A 1,593-nucleotide genomic window follows, 5' to 3' on the forward strand; every position below is an offset into this window, starting at 1 on the left:
GTTTTAGTGGGTCTGTTTTATTTTGGGGCGTTTGCAGAAATCTTATGGCCGGGGCTTTGCCGCCGGCCGGCGGTGGGCCTTTCTCTATCTCCACCACTTTGGGCTCCTTCCAGGGGCCGCTGACGCTGTAAACGGTGCGCGCGGCCTGCTTGAGCGGCTTCTGCAGCACGGCCTGCGCCACCGCGCCCACCGCCGCGCCCACCGGGCCGCCGGCCAGCGCGCCCAGCACCGGCAGCGCGCCGCCGGCCTTGGGCAGCACTTCGATGCGCTGGTCGTAGCGCTGCAGGCGCAGGTCGGTGGAGCCGCTGACGCGGATCTCGGCCGCCGGACCGTTGATCAGCAGCAGGTCGGTGCTGGCGCTGCCGTCGGCGAACACGAACTCGCCACCCATGGTGTTGAAGCCGAACCCCTTCTCGAAGAAGTCGCTGAAATCCAGGCTCAAACGGCGCGGGATCTCGGCCAGGCTGATCAGGCCCAGCACGCGTCCGCCGCCACCGGGTTCGACGTCGAGCAACTGGCCTTCGCCGACGTCAACACGCAGCCGGCCGTCGAAACGCGCCAGCGCGAATTCGCCCGGCGATCCGCGCCAGCTGCCCTGCAGCTTGCCCTTGGTTTCGCCGTCCTCGACCACGCCGGCCAGGCCGAACGCCGCCAGCAGTTCACCCAGGCTGCCGGCCGCGAAGTCCACGTCGAAACGCGAGCGGCTTCTGCCCTCGCCCGCGCGCAGCCAGTCGCCGCTGGCGGTGAGCTGCATGGCGGCGGCGCGCGTGGTGAAGCGGTCCACGCGCAGGCCGTTGGCCACCGGCGTGGCCTGCAGCTGGGCCTCGCCCAGGGCCAACGCACCCATGCGCAGGTCCTTCACGGAAAAACGCAGCGCAGGCAGGGCCCTGGGGTCCTGACCGGGCGCCTCTTCGACGTCGGGCGCGGCCACTACTTCGGTGGCGGCCACCTCGGGCGGCGGCGGTTTATCGGGCCAGTGCAGGCGTTCGAACTGCCCCTGCACGCCCAGGTCGAGATCGGTCGGGATGCGCACATTGCCTTCGATGGCCGCGCCGGTGAGCAACACCTCGGTATGGTCGGTCGCGCGCTGCAGCCGCAGCCGCGTGTCGGGGAAGGTGGAGCCCAGCAGGCCAAGCTGCGCCACGCGCAGGTCCACGGCGCGCAGGCCGCCGGTGCCGTCACCCTTGGCGGCGAAGGCGATCCAGCCGGCGGCATCCAGCGTGCCGCTGCTGCCCAGCGCCACCAGCCCTTCGGCCGGCAGCGGCGCCAGGGGCCCGCCGCCGAACTGGATCAGGCCGGTCATGTCGCTGCCGGCGCCCATGCGGCCGCGCAGCCGCATCAGCTGGCCCAGGTCCAGCGCAACCTCGCCCTTGCCCACCGGCAGCGGCGCCTGCAGCGACAGCGGCAGCGGCGTAGCGGCGTCCTTGCCCAGCGGCGCCGGCAGCGTGATGGCCGTGCCCACCAGGGTGGACTGCACGTCCAGCCGCGCCGGCGGCGCCGGCGCGCCGGCCCGCGGCGGGGGCCCCCGCCGCGGGCGCCGCCCCTCGCGGCGGCCCGCCCCCCCCGCGGGGAGGCCGGCCCCCGGCGGCTGCC

Annotated in this window: 1 protein-coding gene; it reads right to left on the reverse strand. The window is 73.6% G+C overall.

Going from position 1 to position 1,593, the window contains the following annotated elements:
- A partial coding sequence (locus K0M70_RS06455) for an AsmA-like C-terminal region-containing protein (RefSeq protein ID WP_290780790.1) occupies positions 1–1,477 on the reverse strand: 1,477 nt, incomplete at its 3' end.
- Positions 1,478–1,593: the final 116 nt, after the last annotated feature.

Origin of the sequence: Arenimonas sp. (assembly GCF_019459675.1) — a bacterium.
GTDB lineage: Bacteria > Pseudomonadota > Gammaproteobacteria > Xanthomonadales > Xanthomonadaceae > Arenimonas.